This is a genomic window from Streptomyces sp. PKU-EA00015 (genome assembly GCF_013387495.1).
Taxonomy (GTDB): Bacteria; Actinomycetota; Actinomycetes; order Streptomycetales; family Streptomycetaceae; genus Streptomyces.
This window is the reverse complement of record NZ_JABZEE010000002.1, coordinates 186,848-204,476: the sequence shown is the minus strand read 5'-3', so window position 1 is coordinate 204,476 and position 17,629 is coordinate 186,848. Positions and strand designations below refer to the sequence as shown.

Below are 17,629 nucleotides of genomic sequence, written 5' to 3'. Positions count from 1 at the left end.
CGTCCGATTCATTCAACTTTGCCAGCATCTGGAGTTTTGAAGATGAGGCGCCCGTCTGTCATAGTCGAGGCACGACCCCCATCGACCCGGGCCAGGTCGTCATCAGCCGCCGTGGATACACCCCCCCCGATCCACGGCGCTCCCCACAGAAGCCCCCGACGCGCCGACGGCGCGCGGGGGCTTCTGTGCGTCCTCACGTCCGGTACGGCCGACGCGTCTCAGCGGTCGACCACCCGCATCTCGAACCACGTGGTCTTGCCGCGCGGCAGCAGATCGACGCCCCAGCGGTCGGAGAGGGTGTCGACGAGGAAGAGACCGCGGCCACTGGTGTCCATGTCGTGCACCGGCATCAAGCAGGGCAGTCCGCGCGACGGGTCGCGCACCTCGACCCGGATCCAGCCGCGGCGGCGCAGCAACCGCAGACCGAAGACGCGCGCCCCGGTGTGACGCACCGCGTTGCCCACCAACTCCGAGACGAGCAGCACCGCGTGCTCGCAGGTCTGGGCCGGCAGCGCCCACTGACGCAGCACCACGCACTGCGTGAGCCGCCGCGCGATGCCCGCGGATTCGGGGCGCGACGGCAGCCGGACCTCCTCCTCCGTCGGATTGCCGTACAACTCCAGCGCCTTCAGCGCCTGTTCGTCGTCCACGGCCGGGATCCACCGCCCGGCGGTCGCGCCGACGCGCTGCCGCGGTTGTCCCACGCCCTCCAGGCCCGCCATGCCTCCATCATGGCCGTAATCAGCTGCCCCCGTGGCCGTTCCAAGGGAATAGGCCCCCCGGAATGCTTGATTCCAAGGGAGCCTCCCGGCATATGCCACTGACCTCATCCGGCATCAGTACCCGCCCTGACCTGCGGCGACGGGACTTCTGTGGACGTCCTCGGCGCACGCGGGCCGGTTGCGTACGCATTCCCTCCCCCGGCCGGGACGATCCGGGCACGCGATTGACGCGGGCCTCGGAGCCGTCAACTGGCGGTGGTTCAGAGGAACTTGGCCTTGCCCGGGCCCTCCTCGACGAAGCTGCGCATGCCGCGCTCGCGGTCCTCGGTGGCGAACAGGCCCGCGAACCAGTTCCGTTCGACGGCGAGGCCCGTCTCGATGTCCGTCTCCAAGCCCGCGTCCACCGACTCCTTCGCGGCCCGCAGGGCCAGCGCCGGGCCCTTGGCCAGCTTCGCCGCCCATGCGCGGGCCTGCTCGTAGACCTCGGCGGCCGGGACGACACGGTCGACCAGGCCGAGCGTGAGCGCCTCGTCGGCCGCGACCATCCGGCCGGTGAAGATCAGGTCCTTGGCCCGGGACGGACCGATCAGCCGGGACAGCCGCTGGGTGCCGCCCGCGCCCGGGATCAGGCCGAGCAGGATCTCGGGCTGGCCGAGCTTGGCGTTGTCGGCCGCGATCCGGTAGTCGGCGCAGAGCGCGAGCTCGCAACCGCCGCCGAGCGCGTAACCGGTGACCGCGGCGACGACGGGCTTGGGGATGCGGGCGACGGCGGTGAAGGACTCCTGCAGGGCACGGGAGCGCACGACCATCGCCGTGTGGTCCATCGCCTGCATCTCCTTGATGTCCGCGCCGGCCGCGAACACCTTCTCGCCGCCGTAGAGGATCACGGCGCGTACGTCCTCGCGCCGGGTCGCCTCTTCGGCGAGCTCGCGCAGCCGGTCCTGCACGGCGATGTCGAGGGCGTTCATCGGGGGCCGGTCCAGGCGGATGGTGCCGACACCTTGGGAGACTTCGAGGGAAACGGTCATGGAGGGAAGGTTAGCCGCGGTTAACGGCACGGGGCCCGGTGCATGGGGGGTTTGGGGGGATCCCCCAAAAGACACAGCCTCACAGCGCCGGGCCCCCTCGGATGCCGGTTACGCGATCCACTCCGACCACGGCATGTTCCAGCCGTTCAGGCCGTTCTCCGGGGCGATCTGCTTGTCCTTGGAGTTCTTCACGATCACCACGTCGCCGATGATCGAGTTGTTGTAGAGCCAGGCCGCCGGGGTGCCGTTGTCGTACGCGCCGCGCACGTCGCGCAGGCCGACGCAGCCGTGGCTGACGTTCGCCGAACCGAACGTGCCCGCCGAGGCCCAGTAGTTGCCGTGGATGAACGTGCCCGAGGTCGACAGGCGCATCGCGTGCGGCACGTCCTTGATGTCGTACTCGCCACCGAAGCCGACGGTGGCGCCGTTCATCCGGGTCACCTTGTACTTCTCGCTGATGACCATCTGCCCGTTGTACGTGGTGGTCGACGGTGCGCCCGCGGTGATCGGGATGTTCCTGATCTCCTTGCCGTCGCGCACGACGCGCATGGTGTGCGCGGACGCGTCGACCGTGGAGACCTGGGAGCGGCCGATGGTGAACGAGAAGCTCTTCGCCTGCTTGCCGTAGACGCCGGGGCGGCCCTCGACGCCGTCCAGGTTCAGCTTGACCGTGACCTTGGTGCCCGCGGCCCAGTACTTCTCGGGGCGGAAGTCGAGGCGGTCGTTGCCGAACCAGTGGCCCTCGATCGGCACGGACGGCTCGGCGGTGACCTTGATGGCCTTCTCCACGGCCTCGGGGTTCGTGATGCCCCGGGTGAAGCTGACGGACACCGGCATGCCCACGCCGACCGTCGAACCGTCCTCGGGCGTGTAGTGGCCGATGAAGGTGTTCTGCGGAACGAGGGTGGTGAACGTGGTGTCCTTGGCCGACTCACGGCCGTCGGAGTCCTTCGCGACCGCGTGCACCTTGTACTTGGTGGAGCCGGCCAGGTGCTGCAGCGGCTCCCACGAGGCGCCGTCGCCGGAGATCCGGCCGTCTATCCTCGTGCCCTTGTCGTCCTGCACGGCGACCGTGGTCAGCTTCCCGCCGGCCGCGGTGACCTTCAGGGCACCGCTCGTGGCGACGGCGTCGGCGCCGTCCTTGGGCGCGATCGTCACCACGGCCCGGGAGGCCGCGTTCTCGACCTTGCCGCCGTCCTTCTTGCCGGCGCCGTCGTCGCCCTTGCCCGATCCCCCGCCCCCGCAGGCCGTCAGCACCAGCAACGCCCCCAGCGCCAGCGCGGACACCCGGGCGCCCCCGCGCCCGCGTCGTCCGGCTCCGGCCGATGCCCCCGATATCGGCTGCCCGTTCACTGTTGTGTTCTCCCCTCAGCACGGCCTGGCCATGCCAGGCCCCGCACCCCCGCGTGCCTCACACACGCACGCAGCCAGAAAATCACACCGCAGGTCACCGGAAGTCCCCACGAATGTCACCGTTCAGTCCCAACCTGTCCATCGGACGGGCACCGAAAACTGCTGCCAGGGGTCAGCGGGGCGGCGGAGGCGATCCGGGGGCGGGACTCATCGGCCGCGGGAGGGGCACCGCGTCACTCCAGGGCCGAACCCTCCTTCCACTGCGGCCAGTCCATGTTCCAGCCGCCGAGCCCGTTGTCGGGTGCGACCGTCCTGTCCTTGGAGTTGACCACCTCGACCACGTCGCCGATCAGCGTGCGGTCGAAGAACCACCCCGCCGGGGACACGCTGCTGCCGCCCTTCTCGTCGCGCAGCCCCACACAGCCGTGGCTGACGTTCGCCGTGCCGAACGTCTCGGCCGCGGCCCAGTAGTTCCCGTGCAGGAAGGTGCCCGAGGTCGTCAATCGGATGGCGTGCGGCACGTCCTTGATGTCGTACTCGCCCTTGCCGTCCTTCTTCTTGAAGCCGACCGTCGCGCCGTTCATCCGAGTCACGTCGAACATCTCGGTGACGACCATCTTGCCGTTGTACGTCGTCGTCTTGGGCGCCCCTGCCGTGATCGGCACCGTCGCCAGCAGCTGCCCGTCCCGTACGACCCGCATGGTGTGCGCCGCCGCGTCGACCGTGGAGACCTGGGAGCGGCCCACGGTGAAGGCGATCGTCTTCTGCTGGATGCCGTACGCCCCGGGCGCGGCCTCCACGTCCCGCAGGCGCATGTCGATGGTGACCCGTGTGCCCGGCTCCCAGTACGTCTGCGGCCGGAAGTCGAGCCGCCCGTGGCCGAACCAGTGGCCCACGATCTCGACCGGGGGCGAGGACGTGACGCGGATGGCGCGCTCGACGGCGGCGCGGTTCTCGATCGGCCGGTTGAAGGTGAAGGAGACGATCATTCCCGTGCCGACGGTCGAACGGTTCTCCGGTTTGAAGTAGGCGGTGAAGTGGTGCTCGGGGACCGCCGTGGTGAAGGTGGTGTGGCGTGCCGTGCGGCGCCCGTGGCTGTCGAGGGCGACGACGTCGACGCTGTACTTCGCGGCGAGCTCCAGCCGCGTCCCCTCGGCGGGCGTCCAGCGCAGCCCGTCGTCCGAGACGGAACCCGGCACATCGGTGCGGCCCGCCGCCTCGACCCTGGTCACCTTCACCCGCTCCAGCCGGCCGCTGGGCAGCTTGACCAGCACCGGCGCTTCGGGACCGACGCCCTTGGCGCCGTCTTCGGGGGTCACCCGGATCGAGTCCTCGGGTGCCCGTGGCTTGCTGCCGATGTCCAGCGTCCCGCCGGTGCAGCCGGCGAGCCCCACGACGAGTCCTGCCCCGGCCACGGCGAGGGCCGCGCACCGCCCTGCCCGCTTCAGTACATGTCTCACGTACCGACCAACGACTGCCCCCCTCCGCGGGCAACGTGGGGGCGGGGCGATGTTGGGACGAGTGCCGCGCGGGCAGAAATGGTGAAAGACCGAACGAGGGCCGCCGCGGAAGGGACGCCGCGGCGGCCCGTGGGGCTGTCCGGCCGTGGCGGCCGGACGGCCTCGTGCCGGGAGGGGCCCTCCCGGCAGGCCCGACGAGCCGCGGGAGGCCGACAGGTGTCGAGCGCAGCCGAGCAGGAGACGGTGGACGAAGGAGTACGGGGCGGGCCGCCGCGTGCTCCTTCGGCGGCGGCCGGCGCGGAGGGCCGCCGGGCGGCCGTGCGCGCCGCGCCGGCCTGGCCGGGGGCCCCGACCCCGCTGGGCGCGCGGTACCGGGTCGGGCCCGACGGGGTCGCGGGCACCAACTTCGCGCTGTGGGCGGGCGGGGCGGAGGCCGTCGAGCTGTGCCTGTTCGACGGCCCCGGACCGTCGGCCGCCGAGACGCGGGTGCCGCTCACGGAGCTGACGCACGGCATCTGGCACGGTTTCGTGCCCGGTGTGGGGCCCGGTCACCGGTACGGCTACCGCGTGCACGGCCGCTGGGACCCGTGGACGGGGGCCCGCTGGAACCCGGCGAAGCTGCTGCTCGATCCGTACGCCCGCGCGGTCGACGGGGACTACGCCGACTTCGGGCTGCCGCCGGAGGTCTACGGGCACGTGCGGGACTGGCCGCAGCAGCATGTCGCCGACACCGTGCGCGACGACCGGGACTCGGCGCCGTTCGTGCCCAAGGGCGTCGTGGTCCACGACGATGCCGACGGCGACGAGTGGATGGACGACCGCAGGCCCAAGACGCCGTGGGCCGACTCGGTCATCTACGAGCTGCATGTGCGCGGCTTCACCAAGCTGCACCCCGGCATCCCCGAGGAGCTGCGGGGCACGTACGCGGGGCTCGCGCACCCGGCGGCGATCGAGCACCTGGTGGACCTCGGCGTGACGGCGGTGGAACTGCTGCCCGTGCACCAGTTCGCGCACGAGGACCATCTGCTGCGGCGGGGGCTCGTCAACTACTGGGGCTACAACTCCATCGGCTACTTCGCCCCGCACGCCGCGTACGCGGCCTCCGGCACGGCGGGTCAGCAGGTCGGCGAGTTCAAGCGGATGGTGCGGGCGCTGCACGCCGCCGGGATCGAGGTCATCCTCGACGTCGTCTACAACCACACGGCGGAGGCGGGCGAGCTGGGCCCCATGCTGTCCCTGCGCGGCATCGACAACCGCGGCTACTACCGCCTCCAGGCGGACGCCCGGCGGTACGCCGACTACACGGGCTGCGGCAACACCCTGCACGTGGTGCAGCCCCATGTGCTGCGGCTGATCACCGACTCTCTGCGGTACTGGGTCACCGAGATGGGCGTGGACGGCTTCCGCTTCGACCTGGCGGCGGCGCTCGCCCGCTCGATGCACGACGTCGACATGCTCTCCCCGTTCCTCGCCGTCATCGCCCAGGACCCCGTGCTGCGGCGGGTGAAGCTGATCGCCGAGCCGTGGGACGTCGGCAACGGCGGATACCAGGTGGGCGCGTTCCCTCCGCTGTGGACGGAGTGGAACGACCGGTACCGCGACTCCGTGCGGGACTTCTGGCGCGGTGCGCTGCACGACGTGCGGGATCTGGGCTACCGGCTGTCGGGCTCCAGCGATCTGTACGCGTGGGGCGGGCGCCGCCCGTACGCGTCGATCAACTTCGTCACCGCGCACGACGGTTTCACCCTGCGCGACCTGGTCAGCTACGGGCACAAGCACAACGAGGCCAACGGCGAGGGCAATCGGGACGGGACGAACGACAACAGGTCCTGGAACTGCGGCGCCGAGGGCGACACCGACGACCCGCGGATCAACGCGCTGCGCCGCAGGCAGCTGCGGAACCTGCTGACAACGCTGCTGCTGTCGACCGGTGTGCCGATGCTGGTGGCGGGCGACGAGATGGGCCGCACCCAGGGCGGCAGCAACAACGCGTACTGCCAGGACAACGAGGTCAGCTGGGTGGACTGGACGCTGCCGGCGCAGCCGACCGGGCGCGGACTGCTGGAGCTGACGCGGCGGCTTCTCGCCCTGCGGCACGCCCATCCGGTGCTGCGCCGCCGTGCGTTCTTCTCGGGCCGTCCGCAGGCGCCGGACGGACTGCGGGACCTGGCGTGGTTCACCCCGCAGGGCACGGAGATGACCGAGGGCGACTGGTACGCGCCCTCGGCGACGCTGGCGCTCTACCTGTCCGGCCGCGACATCCCGGGGCGGGACGCGCGCGGGGCGCAGGTGACGGACGACAGCTTCCTGACGGTCCTGCACGCCGCCGGCGAGCCGGTGGACTTCCGGCTGCCGGGACCGCCGTGGGCGGAGGCGTACGAGGTGGTGGTGGACACCTCGCTGGAGGAGCAGGCGCAGGCGCCGGGGACGGTGCACGAGGGGGGTGCGGTGGTACGGGTGCCCGCCCGCTGCGTGCTGCTGCTGCGCGTGCGGACGTAGGCCTGCCGGGTGAACGTCTTCGGGTGAACGTCCGCACAGGGCCCCGCGTCGCCGGAAAACCACATGAGGGCTGTCAGTGGTGACTCGTAGGCTCGCACCTGATGCCCACGACACCTTCGGACCCCCAGGACCGCTCCACCGTGCGGTCGCTCCTGCGCCTGTGGCCCTACGTACGTCCGGTGCGCGCCCGGCTGTTCAGCGCGGCGTTCGTCGCGATAGTGGCCTCCTGCCTGAGCCTGGTCATCCCCCTGGTCCTCAAGTGGATCGTGGACGGCCCGGTGGCCGGCGGCGATCCGGGCGGTGTGTGGCTCGGGGCGCTGACGCTGCTGCTGCTCGGCCTTGCGGAGGCCGCGCTGTTCGGCTTCCGGCGGTGGCTGGTCGCCCGGCCGCTGGCCGGGGTGGAGGCGGCGATGCGGGCCGATCTCTTCCGGCACTTGCAGCGCCTGCCCGTCGCCTTCCACGACCGGTGGGCGTCGGGGCAGCTGCTCTCGCGGGGCACCACGGATCTGATGCTGCTGCGGATGTTCCTCGCCTTCCCGCTCACGTTCCTCCTCGTCAACGGGACGACGATCCTGGTCGGTTTCGTGATCCTGCTCCAGCAGGAGTGGACGCTGGGGCTGGTGCTGCTCGCGCCGATCGTGCCGCTCGTCGTCGCGTGCTCCGCCTTCGAGAGGCGGTACGCGCTGGTGGCGCGCCGCGCGCAGGACCAGGTCGGCGATCTGACCACGGTGGTCGAGGAGAGCGTCCTCGGCATCCGTATCGTCAAGGGCTTCGGCCGGCACCGCAGCCAGGCCGAGGCGTTCCGGGCCCTGTCGGAGCGGCTGCGCGGCACGGAGCTGGGCAAGGCCCGGCTGCTCGGCGGCGTCTGGGCACTCATCACGGTCGTCCCCGAGCTGGCGATCGGCGCGGCGCTCGTGCTGGGCACCGTGCAGGTCGCGGACGGCGGGCTGTCGGCCGGCACGCTGGTGGCGTTCCTGTCGACCGCGCTGGCGCTGCGCTGGCCGGTGGAGTCGATCGGCTTCCTGCTGGCGATGAGCCAGGAGGCGGCCACGGCGGCCGACCGGTACTTCGAGGTGCTGGACGCTCCCGAGGAGCGGGAGACGTCCGGGGACATCCCGGCAAAGGCGCCGGCCGAAAGCGGCGGACTGCGCTTCGAGGCCGTCGAGTTCCGCTACCCCGACGCCCCCGAGGACGCCCCGCCCGTCCTCGCCCGTATCGACCTGCACGTGCGCCCCGGCGAGACGATGGCGCTCGTCGGCGGCACCGGCAGCGGCAAGACCACGCTCACGGCACTGGTGCCGCGGCTGTACGACGTGACGGCCGGGCGCATCACGCTCGACGGGCAGGACGTCACCGCGCTGCCCCGCGAGCGGCTGCGCGAGCTGGTGTCCGTGGCCTTCGAGGAGCCGACGCTGTTCTCGGCGAGCGTCGGCGAGAACGTGCTGATGGGCGCGCAGGACGCGACGGACGCGGACCTGCGGCGCTCGCTGGACGTCGCGCAGGCGGGCTTCGTGGACGACCTGCCGCAGGGGGCGGACACGCAGGTCGGCGAACAGGGCCTGAGCCTGTCCGGTGGTCAGCGCCAGCGGCTGGCGCTCGCCCGCGCGGTCGTCGGGCAGCCGCGCTTCCTGGTGCTCGACGACCCCCTCTCGGCGCTCGACGTGCACACCGAGGCGCTGGTGGAGGCGGCGCTGCGCCGCGTCCTGGAGGGCACGACGGCCCTGGTGGTGGCGCACCGCCCCTCGACGGTCATGCTCGCCGACCGCGTCGCCCTGCTGTCCGGCGGCCGGATCACGGCGGTGGGCACGCACCACGAACTGCTGCGGACCAACGGGGAGTACGCCTGGCTGATGTCGGGCGCGGACCCGGGAACCACCGGCGCACCGGAGCCGGCCGTGAGGAGCGCCACGGGCGCGGAAGGGAGGGCCCGGTGACGACGGGTTCGACGACGGGCTCACCGGCCGGCGCGACGCCGGGGCCGGGCCCGGACGGGACACCGGGGCCGCCTCCGGACGCCGCGGGGGCAGCGGCATGTCCGGATCTCGCCGCGACGACGCATGCGGACACGGCCGCCGGCCCGGCGCCTCACCCGGGTCCCGCCGCAGGCGAGGCGGAGACCGCAGCCGGGGCGAGCGGCCCGGCCGTCCCGAACGAGGCCGGCACCTCCGGCGCCGCGCCGACGCACGCGAGCCCGTCCGACGACGCGTCAGCCGACGCCGCGGGGGCGGCGGCACGCTCGGGCGTCGGGACCCACGCCGCGGTCCGGGGCGGGACCGGCCGGGGCCGGGGATCGCGCGATGTCGGCGCAGGAGCCGACGGGAAGCCGGGGCGGCGGCCCGGGGCCGCGGGCGACCCCTTCGACCGGGACGCGCTGCCCGCGCCCAAGGGCGCGACCGGCGCCCTGCTGCGCTCGCTGCTCGCGCCGCGCCGCGCGCGCGTGGTGCTCGCGGCCGTGCTTCTGCTGCTCCAGCAGGCGACGATCCAGGCGGGTCCCCTGCTCGTCGCGTACGCCATCGACCGCGGCGTGCCCGCCTTCCGGGCGGACGACCACGGCCCCCTGATCGCTGTCGGCGCCGGATACGCGTTGTGCGCGCTCGCGGCGGGCTCCCTCCAGTACGCCTTCATCCGCGCCTCCGCCCGCGTCAACCAGGACGTGCTGCTCGACCTGCGGGGACGGATCTTCCGCCATGCCCAGGCGCTCAGCGTGGACTTCCACGAGCGCTATACCTCGGGCCGCCTGATCTCCCGGTCGACCACGGACGTCGAGTCCCTGCGGGAGCTGCTGAGCGAGGGGCTGCAGGAGCTGATCGGCGTCGTCCTCGCGTTCGTCTGCATCTCGGCCATGCTGCTCTGGCTCGACGTGGGGCTCGGCGGTCTCGCGGTGCTGTCCTTCGTGCCGCTGTATCTGCTGGTGCGGCTCTATCAGCGGCGTGCGAAGTCGGTGTTCATGAGGCGGTCCACGGCGATCGCCGCGGTGATCGTGAAGTTCGCCGAGACGATGAACGGCATCCGGCCGGTGCGCGCCTTCCGCCGTGAGCGGGCCAACGACGCCGCTTTCCGCGTCCTGAACGAGCGCCACGCGCGCAGCAACGGCGACGCGCTGCTGGAGATGGCGCGCTACGTGGTCGGTTCCCGGCTGGTGGCCAACACGGCGGTGGCCGGGATCGTGCTGTGGGGCGCCTACCGGGTGGCGTCGGGGACGCTGGCCCTGGGTGTGCTGGCGGCGGCCGTGCTGTACCTGCGGCGGCTGTACGACCCGATCGACCGGCTGGGCATGTTCCTCAACTCCTATCAGTCGGCGGCCGCGTCGCTGGAGAAGATCGCCGGTCTGCTGGCCCAGGTCCCGTCCGTGCCGGAGGCCGTGCGGCCGCGCGAGCTGCCGGTGCGCGACGACGACCGGCCCGGGCGCGAGGTGGTCTTCGAGGGGGTCGGCTTCGGGTACCGCACGGGCGGTGAGGTCCTGCCGCGCTTCGACCTGACGATCCCGGCCGGGCAGACGGTCGCCGTCGTCGGCTCGACGGGCGCGGGCAAGTCGACCCTGGCCAAGCTGCTGGCCCGTTTCTACGACCCGACCGAGGGGCGCGTGCTGCTCGACGGGACGGACCTGCGCGAGCTGTCCACGCGGGAACTGCGCCGCGGTGTGGTGATGGTGACGCAGGAGGCGTTCCTGTTCTCCGGCACGGTCGCGGAGAACATCGCGATCGGCCGCCCGGAGGCGACCCGCGCGGAGATCGAGCAGGCGGCGAAGGCGATCGGGGCACACGACTTCATCGCCTCGCTGCCCGAGGGCTACGACACGGACGTGCGCAAGCGGGGCGGGCGCATCTCCGCGGGACAGCGCCAACTGGTGGCCTTCGCGCGTGCGCTGCTCGCCGACCCGGCGGTGCTGATCCTCGACGAGGCGACGAGCTCGCTGGACATCCCCGGTGAGCGGGCGGTGCAGCGTGCGATGGACACCGTCCTGGAGGGGCGTACGGCCGTGGTGATCGCGCACCGGCTCTCCACGGTGGAGATCGCGGACCGCGTGCTGGTGATGGAGCGGGGACGGATCGTCGAGGACGGGCCGCCCGCCGAACTGATCGGCGGCGAGGGCCGGTTCGCGGGTCTGCACAAGGCATGGCGGGAGAGCGTGGTGGGCTGACCGGACCTCCCGGTCCGGCCGCGGCTCGTCAAAACGTTCGCTCAACGAACACGACCTTTCGAGCAACGGACGAATTCCGGCCAAGTTCTTGTCGCGCTCCTGACAGGAACCGTGCACGGCTGCCACTCTTCCCCCGTTCCGCGCAATCACGTTCGAACGCACCACCGTTCGACCGCTCCACTGCTTCGCAGCTCTGCCCGGCCGTCCCACCCAGCCGGCCGGTACCCCCCTCGCAGAAGGAGTCCGCGTGAGACCCACGCATCGCCGTCGCGCCACAGCGACGGGAGCCCTCATCGCCACGGCCGCTCTTCTCGCGGTCGGTTTCCAGACCGGCACATCGGCCGCCCAGCCCGTGGCGGCGCCCGCCGCGGCGAAGGCGGGCAAGGCCGACCCGGGCGCCCTGCCCAAGAACCTCTCCCCGGCCCAGCGCGCGGAGCTGATCCGTGAGGCGACCGCCACCACGGCCGCCACCGCGAAGGAACTCCGCCTCGGGGCCCAGGAGAAGCTCGTCGTCCGGGACGTGGTCCAGGACCGCGACGGCACCACCCACACCCGCTACGAGCGCACCTACGCGGGCCTGCCCGTCCTCGGCGGCGACCTCGTGGTGTCCCGGACGGCGGCAGGTGCCACCGAGTCCGTCAGCAAGGCGTCGAGGGCCGCCCTGAAGAACGTCGACACCAGCGCCGGCATCGCCCCGGCCACGGCCGAGAAGCAGGCGGTGAGCGCGGCCAAGGCGGAGGGGTCCGCCGAGACCGAGGCCGAGCGCGCGCCGCGCAAGGTCATCTGGCTGGCGGACGGCAGGCCCACGCTGGCGTACGAGACGGTCGTCGGCGGACTCCAGCACGACGGGACGCCCAACGAGCTGCACGTCATCACCGACGCCACCACGGGCGAGAAGCTCTTCGAGCGCCAGGCCGTCCACAACGGTACGGGCAACACCCAGTACAGCGGCCAGGTCACGCTCGGCACGGCCCCGTCGTACACCCTGACCGACACCGGGCGCGGCAACCACAAGACGTACAACCTCAACCGGGGTACGTCCGGCACCGGGACGCTGTTCTCGGGCGCGGACGACATCTGGGGCGACGGCACCCCGCAGAACGCCGAGACCGCGGGCGCCGACGCCCACTACGGCGCCGCCCTCACCTGGGACTACTACAAGAACGTGCACGGCCGCAGCGGCATCCGCGGCGACGGCGTCGGCGCGTACTCCCGGGTCCACTACGGCAACGCGTACGTCAACGCCTTCTGGTCGGACTCCTGCTTCTGCATGACCTACGGCGACGGTGCGAACAACACCAAGCCGCTCACGTCCATCGACGTGGCCGCGCACGAGATGACGCACGGCCTCACGTCCAACACGGCGGGCCTGGTCTACAGCGGCGAGTCCGGCGGCCTGAACGAGGCCACCTCCGACATCTTCGCCGCGGCCGTGGAGTTCTACGCCAACAACACCAAGGACGTCGGCGACTACCTGGTCGGCGAGAAGATCGACATCCGCGGCAACGGCACCCCGCTGCGCTACATGGACAAGCCCAGCAAGGACGGCTCGTCCAAGGACTACTGGTACTCCGGCATCGGCAACATCGACGTCCACTACTCCTCGGGCCCGGCGAACCACTGGTTCTACCTGCTCTCCGAGGGCAGCGGCGCCAAGACCGTCAACGGGGTCAACTACGACTCGCCGACCTCCGACGGCCTGCCGGTGACCGGCATCGGCCGTGACAAGGCCGCGCTGATCTGGTTCAAGGCGCTCACCACGAAGTTCAGCTCCCGCACGGACTACGCGGGCGCCCGCACCGGCACCATCGCCGTGGCGACGGAGCTGTACGGAGCGACCAGCGCCGAGGTCAAGTCGGTCACCGACGCCTGGGCCGGCATCAACGTCGGCTCCCGGCCCGGCGGCGGCGACCCGGACCCGGGCACGGTCTTCGAGAACACGGCCGACGTGTCCATCCCGGACTCCCCGGGTGCGGCCGTGACCTCCTCGATCAACGTCACCGGCCGCACGGGCAACGCGCCCTCGACCCTCAAGGTCGGCGTGGACATCGTCCACACCTGGCGTGGTGACCTGGTCATCGACCTGCTGGCCCCGGACGGGACCGCGTACCGCCTGAAGAACTCCAGCGGTTCGGACTCGGCGGACAACGTCCAGACCACGTACACGGTCAACGCCTCCAGCGAGGTGGCGAACGGCACCTGGAAGCTGCGCGTGCAGGACGTGGCGCGCTACGACACGGGCTACATCAACAGCTGGAAGCTCACCTTCTGAGCCCGGCGGTTTTCTGAGCACACGCCAGCCGAGCCGCCCGGGGTGCCCGCACCCCGGGCGGCTCCGTCGCGGGGCGACCGCGCAGTGATCGTCAACCGATGGTTGACGATCCACTCATCGTCTGTCGCATGACCGATCCTGTGCGTCTGACCCATCCCGTACGGCTCGACGATCTGATAGAAGCCATCAAGAAGTCCCACGCCAACGCCCTCGACCAGCTGTCCGACGCGGTCATCGCGGCGGACCACCTCGGCGACATCGCCGACCACCTCATCGGCCACTTCGTGGACCAGGCCCGCCGCTCGGGCGCGTCCTGGACCGACATCGGCAGGTCCATGGGTGTCACCAAGCAGGCCGCCCAGAAACGCTTCGTGACCAAGGAGTCCGACCAGCCGCTCGACCTGGACCCCAGCCAGGGCTTCAACCGCTTCACGCCGCGCGCAAGGAACGTCGTCGCGGCGGCCGCCAACGAGGCCCGCGCGGCCCGCAACACGCACGTGGGCGCTGAGCACCTGGCCCTCGGTCTGCTCTCCGAGCCCGAGGGTCTCGCCGTCAAGGCGCTCGCCGCGCAGGGCGTCGGCACCGACCAGGTGCGCGCCTCGGCGACCGCGGCGCTGCCCCCGGCCGCCGAGGAACTCCCGGAGGTGGCGCCGTACGACGCCCGGGCTCGCAAGGTCCTGGAACTCACCTTCCGCGAGGCTCTGCGGCTGGGCCACAACTACATCGGCACCGAGCACATCCTGCTGGCCCTGCTGGAGGCGGAGGACGGCAACGGCCCGCTCTCGGCGCTCGGCATCGACAAGAGCGCCACCGAGCAGCAGGTGACGGAGGCGCTCGCCGCGTTCCTGGCCGCCAAGCAGCAGTAGCCCCTCCTCACTTTCGTCAGGGGCGCCGGACGCGGAGCCTTCGGCGGGGTGGGGGCATGCGCAGACATGCCGCGCGAACGCCTCATCCACCTGACCCTGCGGGTGGTCCTCGCCGGCTTCGTCGTGCTCAAGTCCGGCCTCGGCAGAGGCGGCCAGGTCCGTGATCGTGGCGGTGGGCCCGCCACCCGTGGGCGGGTCGACCGTGGTGGCTCAACGTCGTACGTGGTGGTGGTGCGCCACTGCTGGACGCCCGAGACGGCCAGGGTCTGGGCCGCTGGGGCCCAGGCCGTCGACTCCAGCAGGCTCGGCCGGCCGACGCCATCATTCCCCGCCGGAGCGTGATGTAGTAAGCGCGTAAAACACTCACCCACATCCGCGGTTACCTGGATTGGGCTGCGCGAGAGGAATGCGGTACGGACTGTGACCAACCCTGACATATCCGTGATTATTGGGGCCTACAACGCGATGCCCTATCTGACGGAGACGTTGAATTCGGTGGTGCGGCAGTCCCTGGGCCGCGACCGCTTGGAGGTCATTACCGTCAACGACGGGTCGACCGACGGCACCGGTGAGGAGCTGGAGCGGTTCGCCGCCGCGTACCCGGGGCTCTTCCGGGTCTTTCACCAGGAGAACTCCGGTGGGCCCGCCGCACCCCGCAACAAGGGCCTCGACCACGCGCGCGCGGACGGTTCGTCTTCTTCCTCGACGCCGACGACTTCCTCGGCGACGAGGCACTTGAGCGGATGCTCACGGTGGCCGACAAGAACAACACCGACGTGGTCCTCGGCAAGGTCGTCGGCGTCAACGGGCGCGGCGTCGCCACAGCCATGTTCGGCCACAACCAGGCTCGTACGGATGTCCTCGCGTCCCGGGTCTACCGGACCCTCAGCCCCCTGAAGTTGTTCCGGCGCTCGCTGGTCGAGAAGCACGGGCTGCGCTTCCCGACCGAGTACCGGGTGTACGAGGACCAGCTCTTCGTCGCCCGCGGCTACTTCCTCGCGGACGGCATCTCCGTCGTCGCCGACTACGACTGCCTGTTCGTCGTCAAGCGGGACGACGGCGGCAACATCACGAGCGCGACCACGGACATCGACCGCCGCATCGAGGCCCAGGAGGCCCTGATCGAGCTGGTGGCGGAGCACTTCCCCGCCGGGCCGGACCGCGACAAGCTGACCGAGCGTCACATCGCCGTGGATATGGGCGATGTACTCAAGGACCTGGTTCTCGAGCCCGACGACGAGCTGCGGCGCGCCCACTACGCGAAGCTGCGCACCGTGCTGGAGCGGCACTGCTCCGACGCGCTCACGCAGCGGCTCGCGCCCCTCGCCCGGCTGCGCTGCGCTCTCGCCCTGCGCGGCATGCTGGACGAGTCCGTCGAGCTGGAGGCCGAGGTCCGCCGAGAAGCGGCAAGCGGTGTGCAGCACGGCATCCTGGTCGACGGCGAGCGGGCCTACGCCCGGCTGCCCTTCTTCCGTGACCCGGAAAGAGACCTCCCGGACGAGATCTACGAGATCACCGGCGGGATTCCGTCCGCCCACCGGCTGGACTCCGTCGAGCTGGCCCCCGGCACCGGTCGGCTGACCCTCCGCGGCCACGGCTACCTGCGGCGCATGCCGCAGGACGACACCGGCATCGAACTCCTCCTGCGCGAGCGGAAGTCCGGCGCGGAGCACCGGTTCCCGACCACCCGGATCACCGTTCCCGGGCTGGGCGAGGATCAGGACGGCGGCGGGTACGACTACTCCGGTGCCGGCTTCATCGCCGAGATCGACCTGACGACCGCAGCCGGCGACGGCACGCGGCTGCCCCGTGGCCTGTGGGACGCGTTTCTCGCCGTCCGCGTGCAGGGACTGACCAGGGAGATCCGCATCGGTAACCAGCGCCTCCCCGAGGTCGTCAGCACGCAGCGGACGTACGTGGTGGCCGACGGCGACGACGACATCTTCGGCGTGGCGCTGTACTACACCCACCCGTACAGCAACCTCACCGTCGACGTCGGCGAGAACGTGCACAAGGTCCCCGACAAGCTGCGGATCAAGGGTGCCCGGTGGGCCCAGGGGAAGACGGGCATCCTGGAGGTCTTCGGCGACCTGCGGTTCGCCGCCCCTCCGGCCGGCACTCTCGGCGTGGAGCTCCGCGACGAGGCGGGGCGTACGGTCGCCGTCCCCGGCGTCGTGGACGGCGGCACCTTCTCGGTCGCCGTGCCGGTGCACCGTCTGGCGCTCGGCACCTGGCGCCTCGCCGTGGTGCTGACCGCAGGCGACGGCGTGGCGCGGTGGACCTGGCGGGTACCGGCCCAGCCGAGGCTGCCGGGCGGTCGTTGGCGGCACCGGGGACTCCCCACGTACGCGAAGCCCATCGAAGATGACGGCCTCGTCCTACGCGTCGGACGCGTGGCCGTCGCCAAAGCGCTCGCCCGGCGCGTGAAGCGGCTGCTGCCCTGACCCGGTGGTGGCCTGCGCCGCCGCCCCCCACAGAGCCAGGCCGACGAGCACGGCATCTGTGACGGAGCACAGGATCAGAGGAGGGCCGCCTTCAAGGAAGCTTCGGTCCGCATGCCTTCGGGATTGCCCCCTGCCGTGACCAGCAACTTGGCCGCAGTGCGGGGTCCGACTCCGTGGGCGGCCCGCAGGCGCGGTTGTGGGCGGTGACCTCGCTAATCCAGGGCGCTCCGGCCCCTGCCGGGGGCCGGGGCAGGGCATCGTTCGCTGTCTCGGCGGCGGTGCTGGATCTGCTCGGCCTGAGCTCGGAGCACGCGGCCCGCCTCGACCTGGGCCACATGCTCCGCCTGATACATGAAGAGGGGGGTGTGACGTGGAAGCTGCGATGGGATACGCGCCGGACGCGCTGACCGATCGACCCGAACCAATCTCACCCGGACCTTCACCAGGCTCCTCCGCAAGGCCGGCCGCCGCCGCATCCGCTTCCACGACCTCCGGCATTCGACCGCGCCCCTCTGGGACGGCGATGAACCGCCATCCTGCGCCGCCGTCGTCCGCTGGCGTTGCCGTCAACTACTTCCGTCACGACGTGCAGAAGCCCCGCCAGAAAAGACCTGGCGGGGCTTCATATTTGCTCGCGCGTGCCCTCACCAGCCCCAGGCTCACGTACTCAAGTCCGCCCTGGAGCATGTCGTGCGCGAGGACGAACTGCCGCGCAACGTCGCCCGGAACGTCAAGACCGCGACGCCTCGCCCCAGACGCTTCCGACCCCTCACCGCGGCCGAGGCCAGGCAGCTTCTCCAGACGGCCAGCGGCGACCGACTTGGGTGCGGTGGGGTCGTCGTAG

11 protein-coding genes and 4 pseudogenes are annotated in these 17,629 nt (G+C 71.5%); 11 read left to right on the top strand and 4 right to left on the bottom strand.

Annotation, left to right across the window (positions count from 1 at the left end; all coding sequences use genetic code 11):
* Positions 1-218: 218 nt before the first annotated feature.
* From HW130_RS02500 to HW130_RS02485, 4 genes are all read right to left on the bottom strand, one after another.
* The gene (locus HW130_RS02500; RefSeq protein WP_256355790.1) at positions 219-722 is read right to left on the bottom strand and encodes an ATP-binding protein; all 504 of its coding nucleotides are present in this window, start codon (positions 720-722) and stop codon (positions 219-221) included.
* 260 nt (positions 723-982) lie between these two features.
* Positions 983-1,750: an enoyl-CoA hydratase/isomerase family protein gene (locus HW130_RS02495; protein ID WP_177147678.1), complete on the bottom strand. Its 768-nt coding sequence runs from the start codon at positions 1,748-1,750 to the stop codon at positions 983-985.
* Positions 1,751-1,858: 108 nt separating this feature from the next.
* On the bottom strand, positions 1,859-3,103 hold the full coding sequence (locus tag HW130_RS02490; protein ID WP_177147677.1) for an Ig-like domain-containing protein: 1,245 nt from the start codon (positions 3,101-3,103) through the stop codon (positions 1,859-1,861).
* A 233-nt stretch (positions 3,104-3,336) separates the two neighbouring features.
* On the bottom strand, positions 3,337-4,563 hold the full coding sequence (locus HW130_RS02485) for an Ig-like domain-containing protein (protein WP_177147676.1): 1,227 nt from the start codon (positions 4,561-4,563) through the stop codon (positions 3,337-3,339).
* Positions 4,564-4,779: 216 nt separating this feature from the next.
* On the opposite strand from HW130_RS02485, the gene glgX reads away from it, so the two are divergent.
* The 11 genes and pseudogenes from glgX to HW130_RS35570 form a co-directional block, all read left to right on the top strand.
* Entirely contained in the window at positions 4,780-7,062 is a 2,283-nt protein-coding gene (gene glgX, locus HW130_RS02480) for a glycogen debranching protein GlgX (RefSeq protein ID WP_177147675.1), read from the top strand.
* A 101-nt stretch (positions 7,063-7,163) separates the two neighbouring features.
* On the top strand, positions 7,164-8,996 hold the full coding sequence (locus tag HW130_RS02475) for an ABC transporter ATP-binding protein (RefSeq protein WP_177147674.1): 1,833 nt from the start codon (positions 7,164-7,166) through the stop codon (positions 8,994-8,996).
* Positions 8,993-11,203 carry an ABC transporter ATP-binding protein gene (locus tag HW130_RS02470; RefSeq protein ID WP_309140297.1) on the top strand — a complete coding sequence of 737 codons (2,211 nt, stop codon included), beginning with the start codon at positions 8,993-8,995 and terminating at the stop codon, positions 11,201-11,203. The genes HW130_RS02475 and HW130_RS02470 overlap by 4 nt, the downstream gene beginning before the upstream one ends.
* Before the next feature lie 247 nt (positions 11,204-11,450).
* Entirely contained in the window at positions 11,451-13,475 is a 2,025-nt protein-coding gene (locus HW130_RS02465; protein WP_177147673.1) for a M4 family metallopeptidase, read from the top strand.
* A gap of 128 nt (positions 13,476-13,603) precedes the next feature.
* Positions 13,604-14,341, top strand: coding sequence for a Clp protease N-terminal domain-containing protein (locus HW130_RS02460; protein WP_177147672.1), 738 nt, complete (start codon positions 13,604-13,606; stop codon positions 14,339-14,341).
* Between the two features lie 66 nt (positions 14,342-14,407).
* Entirely contained in the window at positions 14,408-14,683 is a 276-nt protein-coding gene (locus HW130_RS02455) for a hypothetical protein (RefSeq protein WP_177147671.1), read from the top strand.
* 78 nt (positions 14,684-14,761) lie between these two features.
* Positions 14,762-15,016, top strand: a pseudogene (locus HW130_RS36925) (glycosyltransferase family 2 protein); the annotation flags it as partial.
* Positions 15,017-15,042: 26 nt separating this feature from the next.
* Positions 15,043-15,711 (top strand): annotated as a pseudogene (locus HW130_RS36920) (glycosyltransferase family 2 protein); the annotation flags it as partial.
* Entirely contained in the window at positions 15,700-16,785 is a 1,086-nt protein-coding gene (locus HW130_RS35580) for a hypothetical protein (protein WP_305737791.1), read from the top strand. The pseudogene HW130_RS36920 and the gene HW130_RS35580, both read left to right, overlap by 12 nt.
* 420 nt (positions 16,786-17,205) lie before the next feature.
* Positions 17,206-17,298: pseudogene (locus HW130_RS35575) on the top strand (integrase); the annotation flags it as partial.
* A gap of 150 nt (positions 17,299-17,448) precedes the next feature.
* Positions 17,449-17,607: pseudogene (locus HW130_RS35570) on the top strand (site-specific integrase); the annotation flags it as partial.
* Positions 17,608-17,629 lie beyond the last annotated feature (22 nt).

What these genes read in the sequence shown, in the direction of transcription:
- HW130_RS02460 (WP_177147672.1), top strand. Translation starts at nt 13,604, where the DNA reads ATGACCGATCCTGTGCGTCTGACCCATCCCGTACGGCTCGACGATCTG.
- HW130_RS02455 (WP_177147671.1), top strand. Translation starts at nt 14,408, where the DNA reads ATGCCGCGCGAACGCCTCATCCACCTGACCCTGCGGGTGGTCCTCGCC.
- HW130_RS02475 (WP_177147674.1), top strand. Translation starts at nt 7,164, where the DNA reads ATGCCCACGACACCTTCGGACCCCCAGGACCGCTCCACCGTGCGGTCG.
- HW130_RS02495 (WP_177147678.1), bottom strand. Translation starts at nt 1,750, where the DNA reads ATGACCGTTTCCCTCGAAGTCTCCCAAGGTGTCGGCACCATCCGCCTG.
- HW130_RS02500 (WP_256355790.1), bottom strand. Translation starts at nt 722, where the DNA reads ATGGCGGGCCTGGAGGGCGTGGGACAACCGCGGCAGCGCGTCGGCGCG.
- HW130_RS35580 (WP_305737791.1), top strand. Translation starts at nt 15,700, where the DNA reads ATGCTGGACGAGTCCGTCGAGCTGGAGGCCGAGGTCCGCCGAGAAGCG.